General features: G+C 69.4%; 6 protein-coding genes. 3 read left to right on the forward strand and 3 right to left on the reverse strand.

The features are described from left to right. Window positions 1-125: 125 nt before the first annotated feature. Entirely contained in the window at window positions 126-905 is a 780-nt protein-coding gene (locus AB0D12_RS20815; RefSeq protein ID WP_362684636.1) for a helix-turn-helix domain-containing protein, read from the reverse strand. A gap of 326 nt (window positions 906-1,231) precedes the next feature. On the opposite strand from AB0D12_RS20815, the gene AB0D12_RS20820 reads away from it, so the two are divergent. Beyond that, window positions 1,232-2,671: an NAD(P)/FAD-dependent oxidoreductase gene (locus AB0D12_RS20820; RefSeq protein ID WP_362684639.1), complete on the forward strand. Its 1,440-nt coding sequence runs from the start codon at window positions 1,232-1,234 to the stop codon at window positions 2,669-2,671. A gap of 118 nt (window positions 2,672-2,789) precedes the next feature. Continuing rightward, the gene (locus AB0D12_RS20825) at window positions 2,790-4,439 is read left to right on the forward strand and encodes a SpoIIE family protein phosphatase (RefSeq protein WP_362684642.1); all 1,650 of its coding nucleotides are present in this window, start codon (window positions 2,790-2,792) and stop codon (window positions 4,437-4,439) included. A gap of 62 nt (window positions 4,440-4,501) precedes the next feature. On the opposite strand, the gene AB0D12_RS20830 is transcribed toward AB0D12_RS20825, so the two are convergent. Next, window positions 4,502-5,776 carry an MFS transporter gene (locus AB0D12_RS20830; protein WP_362684696.1) on the reverse strand — a complete coding sequence of 425 codons (1,275 nt, stop codon included), beginning with the start codon at window positions 5,774-5,776 and terminating at the stop codon, window positions 4,502-4,504. Between the two features lie 144 nt (window positions 5,777-5,920). On the opposite strand from AB0D12_RS20830, the gene AB0D12_RS20835 reads away from it, so the two are divergent. After that, on the forward strand, window positions 5,921-6,496 hold the full coding sequence (locus AB0D12_RS20835; protein ID WP_327324539.1) for a MarR family transcriptional regulator: 576 nt from the start codon (window positions 5,921-5,923) through the stop codon (window positions 6,494-6,496). 189 nt (window positions 6,497-6,685) lie between these two features. Here AB0D12_RS20835 and AB0D12_RS20840 read toward each other — a convergent pair. Next, window positions 6,686-7,036: hypothetical protein (locus AB0D12_RS20840; RefSeq protein ID WP_362684645.1), on the reverse strand; the 351-nt coding region annotated here is incomplete at its 5' end.

Raw genomic sequence — 7,036 nt, forward strand, 5'->3', positions numbered from 1 at the left:
TCCGGGGAGACTTCCCGAACCCAGCACCACCCACCACTTGTTCGGTGAAGGCACATCGGTGAAGGCGCAAACCGACCCCACGCAGCAGTCCGTTGGTGACGTCGGTCGGCGTCGGCCGGCGCCGATCAGGCGGACCGTGACCGCAGCCCCTCCAGCAGAATGTCCAGCAGCCGGGCCGAGGCCGCCGCCTGCTGCGCCGCGTCCGGCAGCGCCGGCGCAGCCGTGGCTATCACCAGCAGAACGTCCGCCACGGTCACATCGCCCCGCAGCTCACCCGCCGCCCGTGCCCGGTCGACCAGTTGCCCCACGACATCGAGCAGGTCCGTCGCGGCCATGTCGTCCTGCTCCTCCGCGGGCACCGGAGACGGCTCGACAACCCGCAGTTCGGCCGGTGCGCCGACCCGCTGGTGCGGCACCCGCGCCTCGCCCGCAACGACGGCCGTCGTCGGCTCCTCGGAGTCCACGCCCACCCGCAGCACCTGCGGCGGCAGCAGCCGGCCCGCACCCGATGCCACCGACGTACGCAGGAAGCGGGAGAGCGCCGACCACGGCTCCTCCTCCTGCCCCAGAGCCGTACGCGCCTGCTCGGTCAGCCGGGAGGTCTCCTCCTCGGCTATCCGGCGCACCAGAACGTCCTTGCTCGGGAAGCGCCGGTACACGGTCCCGACTCCGACTCTGGCCCGGCGCGCCACGTCCTCCATCGGCGCCCCGTAGCCCAGCTCGCCGAACACCTCGCGAGCCGCCCGCAGTACATGCTCGAGATTGCGCTGTGCGTCCACACGAAGTGGTGCCGAGCGGCTGGCCCCGCCCGATCCCACTCGTCCATTACCGCCGTTGCCACCGTTCCCGTCAGCGACCGAAGCCGGTGAAACAGCAGCCTGCCAATGCGAATCCTGAATGGTCATACACGTTCCCCCGGTCATGGTGTCTCCCCCCGGAGACTTCCCCGCCCTGTCTGTCGGGCGTGCCTCGACCGGACACCCCGACGAGGTACGAACATAGTTGAGCCAGGGTCAATTCAGAAGAGGGTAGTTCCGCACGGAGCGCCCCCCGATCGGAGCAAGGGCCGGAAGATTCCCGATTACGCCCCCCTGCGCCACCCCCCTCGTAGCCCCTGACCTGCGCACCTTTCCCAACACTCGGGGTTCGGCCCCGGCCGGGTCGCTCAAAGCCTCCGGTCACACAATTTGCCGGGGCTGTGGACAAACGCCTGAGGCCGTTGCGTCATGGGATGGTGAAGGCTGCTAACTTCCGGGGGACGACCCCCGGCCCCCCGCCGGGCACGCGCATTCTCGTCGTCGGCGGCGGCTACGTCGGGATGTACACAGCGCTGCGCCTCCAGAAGCAACTGAAGCAGGAGCTGGCGCGCGGCGAGGCGGAGATCGTGGTGGTCACGCCGGACCCCTATATGACGTATCAGCCCTTCCTCCCGGAAGCGGCCGCCGGCTCCATCTCCCCACGCCATGTGGTGGTCCCTCTCCGCCTCGTGCTCGACAGATGCAAGATCCTCATCGGCGAGGCCAAGGCTGTCGACCACGCCAAGCGCACCGCGACCGTCATCACTCTCGCCACCGCAGAGGAGGGCACGGGCGGCGTGCAGATCACGTACGACGAACTCGTCATCGCACCCGGCTCCATCTCCCGCACCCTCCCGATCCCCGGCCTCGCCGACTACGCCATCGGCTTCAAGACCGTCGAGGAAGCCATCGGCCTGCGCAACCACGTCATCGAGCAGATGGACATCGCCTCCTCCACCCGCGACCCGGCGATCCGCGACGCCGCCCTCACCTTCGTCTTTGTCGGCGGCGGCTACGCCGGCGTCGAAGCACTCGGCGAGCTGGAGGACATGGCCCGCTACGCCACGCGCTACTACCACAACGTCAAGCCCGAGGACCTGAAATGGATCCTCGTCGAGGCCACCAACCGCATCCTCCCCGAGGTCGGCGAGGAGATGGGCAAGTACGCGATCCGCGAGCTGCGCGCCCGCAATATCGACGTACGCCTCGAGACCCGGCTGGACTCCTGCGCGGACCGCGTGGCCGTCCTCAGCGACGGCAGCCGCTTCCCGACGCGCACCGTGGTGTGGACGGCGGGCGTCAGGCCGTCGCCGCTCCTCGCCGCCACCGATCTGCCGCTCAATGAGCGTGGCCGCCTCGCCTGCACCGCCCGGCTCTCCGTCGCCGGTGTCGAGCACGCCTGGTCGGCCGGCGACACCGCGGCCGTCCCCGACATCACTTCCGACGAGCCCGGCAAGGAGTGCGCGCCCAACGCCCAGCACGCGGTGCGCCAGACCAAGGTCCTCGCCGAGAACATCGTCGCCTCGCTGCGCGGCGAACCCCTCAAGGAATACGCACACAAGTACGTCGGATCAGTTGCCTCCCTCGGCCTCCACAGGGGCGTCGCCCATGTCTACGGCCGTAAGCTCAAGGGCTATCCCGCCTGGCTGATGCACCGCGTCTACCACCTCAGCCGGGTTCCCACCTTCAACCGCAAGGCCCGTGTCCTCGCCGAGTGGACCCTCTCCGGGCTCTTCAAACGCGAGATCGTCTCCCTCGGCTCGCTGGAACACCCGCGCGCCGAATTCGAACTCGCCGCAGGCGGCAAACGCCCGGGACACGGCCCCCATGGCGCACCGAAGGACGGGCCGCACAGCGGCCCCGGAGGAACCTAGACAAGGCTGGGACAGCGACGGCTGTCAGTCCGGTCGGTCACACTGGACGTGTGACCATAGGTGGGCTCACACCTGCACAGAGTGACCCTTGGCGACAAGCATTGAGGCTAGAAAGTCAGTGAACTTCACGCGTTGGAGCCCAAGGCTCCCCGGTACGCAGCGTCGCGCCGAAGCGCGGGGGACCGACCACGCGGTCTCCCCGGCACAGCGAGGGGAAGGCTCCGTGCCTGCGGCCCGCGGCGAGTACGAGCACCAGCCGGAGCCCCTGCCCGACGTCCCCGCCCTCGAGGACTTCTCCGTCCAGCAGATCCTCGGCCGTCTCCCCGCCCTGGTCGTCCTCGTATATGGACCCGAGCACCGCATCGCGTACGTCAACGACGCCTACGCCGCAGCCTTCGGCCCCCGCCCGGTCGGCGCGACCGCCGCCGACACCTGCCCCGAGCTCACCGAGCTGGGCCTGCTCCCGCTCATGGACCAGGTGCTGCGCAGCGGCAAGCCCCGTACGGTCAAATCCCGCAAGGTCCGCGGCCAAGGCTCGTACACCGTCACCTGCCTGCCCGCCGAGAGCCTCAAGGACGGCGGGGGAGTCCTCGTCTTCGCCGCCGACGTCACCGACCATGCGGAGGCCGCCGAACGGCTGCGCGCCAGCGAGCGGCGCCACCGCGAGACCGCGGTCACCCTCCAGCGGTCTCTGCTCCCGCAGGAGCTGGAGCAGCCCGACGATCTGTGCATCGCCGCCACGTACCAGCCTGGCGGCACGGACGCCGCGGTCGGCGGCGACTGGTACGACGTGATCACCCTCGGCGCCGGCCGCACCGCGCTCGTCATCGGCGACGTCATGGGGCGCGGTGTGCGCGCGGCCGCCGTCATGGGCCAGCTCCGCACCGCCGTACGGGCCTACGCCCGCCTCGACCTGCCTCCGCACGAGGTGCTCCAGCTGCTCGACGGCCTCGCCGCCGAGATCGACGCCAGCCAGATCGCCACCTGCGTCTACGCCGTCCACGACCCCAACGAAGGCCGGCTCGTCTATGCCTCGGCGGGCCACCTCCCGGTCCTGGTCCGCCACGAGGACGGCACGGTCCGCCGCGCAGAGGAACCGACAGGCCCCCCGCTCGGCACCGGCGGCTGGCTGCACACCTCGGGCACCATCGCCCTCCCGCCGGGCTCCAGCGCTGTCCTTTATACGGACGGCCTGATCGAGCGGCGCGGCGAGGACATCGACGAAGGGGTCGCCGCGCTCGAGCGCGCGCTCTCCGGGGCGACCGGCACTCCGCAGGTCGTCTGCGACCGGCTGATCCGCTCCCTGGGAGTCACCGCCGAACACGACGACGACGTGGCCGTACTGGTCGTCCAGCACCCCACGCGTACCGGCCCGGCGGCCGAGCTCTTCCACAACGCCGCCCTCGACCTGCTCGGCGGAGTCGAGGCGGCCCCGCGCGCCCGCGCTTTCGCCTCCGGAGTGCTGGCCTCCTGGCGCTTCTCGTCCGAGCTCCACGACCTGGGCGTACTGGCCGCCAGCGAACTGGTCGCCAACTCCCTCCAGCACGGCACCCCGCCCATGCGCCTCAGACTCCGCCGCACCGACCGCCGCCTGATCATCGAGGTGACGGACGGCGACGACCATCTGCCGCGCCGCCGCCGCGCGGAAACGGAGGACGAGGCGGGCCGCGGGATTTCCATCGTCGCGACGATCGCCTCGTCCTGGGGGAGCCGCCGCACGCCGGGCGGCGGTAAAGCGGTCTGGTGCGAGTTCGCCCTGCCCGCTTAGCCCGCGGAGCGGCCGACGGACAGCTGGATCGGCGGACTGGTTGGCCGGCGGACCGCGCAGGCCTAGGCAGCGGCCTCCAGCTGCTCGGACGGCTTGTGCTGAGCCACCACGCGCGACTTCGACGCGAGATGCGGCTGGTTCTGTACGGGCGTGAGCTGCTTGCCCAGCCGCAGCGCCAGCGCAGTGATGCCGAGTGAGAAGAGCACGAAGGTCACGACGTAAGGCCCGTGCAGCGCGGCCCCCATCGGCCCGCCCACGGCCGGTCCGACCGCCAGCGCGAGCTGCTTGACCAGCGCGAAAGCGGCGTTGTACTGCCCGACCATCGACTCCGGCGCCAGATCGGCGACAAGCGGCGCGACGGTCGGCGACAGCATCGCCTCACCGAGCCCGAACATGCCGTACGCGGATACGAACGCGGCCGTCGCCATCGCCTGGCTGCCGTGCCCGAGCCCCGCGTATCCCGCCGTGACCCAGGCGAGGGCCCAGATCAGCCCGACGGTGGCGATCACCCGGCTGCGCCTGCGGCGCTCGACGAACTTCAGCACCACGAACTGCGCGACCACGATTACCGCGGTGTTGGCGGCCAGCGCCGTCCCGAGAGTCGCGGGCTCGATCCCGGCGGCCTCGGTGCCGTATGCGGCCAGGCCCGACTCGAACTGTCCGTAGCAGGCGAAGAAGAGGACGAACCCGAGCACGCACAGCTGCACCATGGCCCGGTGGCCGAGCAGCGCGCGTATCCCGCCCTTGGCCTTGGCCTCGGTGTTCTCGGGCCGCGCCTCCTGGAGCGAGAACGAGCGCGGCAGTCGCACACTCAGCACGATCCCCGCGAGCACCAGGAACATCACGGCCTCGATGCCGAACAGCAGGGTGAAGCTGCCCGGCCGGCTTTCGTCGACGATGTGCCCGCCGATCAGACCGCCGATGCCGAGCCCCAGGTTCTGCAGGAAGAACTGCATGGCGAAGGCGCGTGTACGGGTCGAGGTGTTCGAGCACCAGACGATCATCGTCGCGAGCGCCGGCTGCATCACGGCCGTACCGGCGCCCAGCAGCGCGGCGGACAGCACGACGGTCAACGCACTGTTCGCCAGCCCCATGCTCGCCGCGCCGGCGGAGGCCAGCAGCGCGGCCCCAGTCAGCACGGGCAGCGGCCCGCGGCGGTCGATGATCCGCCCGGTGAAGGGCAGAGCGACGAGCGCGGCCATCGCAAAGACCGCGAGGACGGCACCGGCCGTCGCCGCGCCCAGATCCCGCACCTGCGCCACATAGACGTACAGATACGGAACCGTGAAGCCGAGTCCGAACGCGCTCAGCGCGTTCCCCGCCTGAATCCGGCGCATCGCCGCGCCCGCCGCCCTGGTCACACTCACCCACTCGTGGTCTTGAAGGACTGAAGCCTGAAGACTTCAACACTAAAGTTAGAACCTCAACAATACACAGCGAAGGACTTCAACGCCAACGGGCACCGTGCGATACTTCGGCGCATGCCTACCGCGACCCCTGAGGGCCCCGAGTCGCCCGGCTCCGGTCTCCAGGAGCCCAGCCTCGACGAGCAGATCGCCGCCTATCAGCGAGAGTTCGGCGATCTGGATCCCCAGGTCGAGAAGGTCGTCTCGGCACTCGGCCGGCTCAACCGCCGGATGAACGTGGCGTACGGCCGCCAGGTCGCCGCCCTCGGCATCAGCAATGCCGAGTGGGAGGTTCTGAAGACCCTGGTGCTCGCGGGCTCCCCGTACCGAATGGGCCCGGGTGAGCTCGCCAAGCGGCTCGGCCTCACTCCGGCCGCGATGACCCACCGCATCGACCGCATGGCGGGCGAGGGCCTGGTCACCCGCGACCGCGACGAGAACAACCGGGTGCGGGTGATCGTGGAACTGACGGACGAGGGCCGTACGAAGTGGCTCGAGGCGATGCGCATGGCGACGCACTTCGAGGAGGACCTGCTCCAGGACCTCTCGGCGGAGGAGCGGGGCGTGCTCGGCGAGCTCCTGATCCGCGTCCTGCGCCGCGTGGAACACGCCCAGCCGGACGCCGGCGGCCGCCTCACCGACCTGGACTAGCGACTGGGTGAACGGCGGGTGGGGCGCAGTTGACACACCCTTCACCGGTACGTAAGGTTCTTCGAGTTGTCACGGAGCCGGAACGGTTCTGCGGCAGCCACTCCCGCCGCGAATGCGGCAACCAAACTCAGCACGATCTCCCAGCCGGGAATGAATTTCGGCATGCCGAAATTCATTTCGAAGACTCGATTATGAGTCGCCTGAGAAATCCGCTAGAGTTTGAGCGTCGGAACGGCCCAACAGCCGGAAAGACAAAACCCGCTGACTGGGGGTCAGGCCCGAAAGGATCTGATAGAGTCGGAACCGCCGGAAAGCCGAAAGGCCGGAAAGCGAACCCCGCTCCGACGGGGAATCGGACACGAAAGAGTCTGATAGAGTCGGAAACGCAAGACCGAAGGGAAGCGCCCGGAGGAAAGCCTCAGACAATGTTCTGCGGGTGAGTACAAAGGAAGCGTCCGTTCCTTGAGAACTCAACAGCGTGCCAAAAGTCAACGCCAGATATGTTGATACCCCGGCCTGTTTCGGCAGGTTCGAGGTTCC

This window comes from Streptomyces sp. NPDC048479, assembly GCF_040651435.1.
In the GTDB taxonomy this organism is placed as follows: domain Bacteria; phylum Actinomycetota; class Actinomycetes; order Streptomycetales; family Streptomycetaceae; genus Streptomyces.

Bases quoted from the DNA above. Each gene is read 5' to 3' on its own strand.
- AB0D12_RS20835 (WP_327324539.1), top strand. From the start codon at position 5,921: ATGCCTACCGCGACCCCTGAGGGCCCCGAGTCGCCCGGCTCCGGTCTC.
- AB0D12_RS20820 (WP_362684639.1), top strand. From the start codon at position 1,232: ATGGTGAAGGCTGCTAACTTCCGGGGGACGACCCCCGGCCCCCCGCCG.
- AB0D12_RS20830 (WP_362684696.1), bottom strand. From the start codon at position 5,776: ATGCGCCGGATTCAGGCGGGGAACGCGCTGAGCGCGTTCGGACTCGGC.
- AB0D12_RS20815 (WP_362684636.1), bottom strand. From the start codon at position 905: ATGACCATTCAGGATTCGCATTGGCAGGCTGCTGTTTCACCGGCTTCG.